This window comes from Bradyrhizobium sp. SHOUNA76 (assembly GCF_023006445.1).
Taxonomy (GTDB): domain Bacteria; phylum Pseudomonadota; class Alphaproteobacteria; order Rhizobiales; family Xanthobacteraceae; genus Bradyrhizobium.
This window is the reverse complement of the sequence record NZ_JALBHA010001198.1, coordinates 1-308: the sequence shown is the minus strand read 5'-3', so window position 1 is coordinate 308 and position 308 is coordinate 1. Positions and strand designations below refer to the sequence as shown.

Below are 308 nucleotides of genomic sequence, written 5' to 3'. Positions count from 1 at the left end.
GCGGCGTCAGCCGGCATCAACGTCTGCCTGCGCAAGGTCGAGCCGACCAGAATCTTCGAGCTGATCAGGCAGCATGGCGTCACCCACATGTGCGGCGCGCCGATCGTCTACAACACGCTGATCAACGCGCCCGATGCGCCCAAAGGCAATGCCGCCCGCCGCGTCGTCGGCCTGATCGCAGGCGCAGCGCCCCCGGTCGCGGTGCTCGAAGGCGCCGAAAGCATCGGCATCAAGCTGACGCATGTCTACGGCCTGACCGAGGTCTATGGCCCCGCTTCGGTCTGTGCCGAGCAGCCCGGCTGGGACGA

1 protein-coding gene is annotated in these 308 nt (G+C 67.5%); it reads left to right on the top strand.

Going from position 1 to position 308, the window contains the following annotated elements; translation table 11 throughout:
- Positions 1 to 308: AMP-binding protein (locus MOV74_RS40485; protein ID WP_246933145.1), on the top strand; the 308-nt coding region annotated here is incomplete at both ends.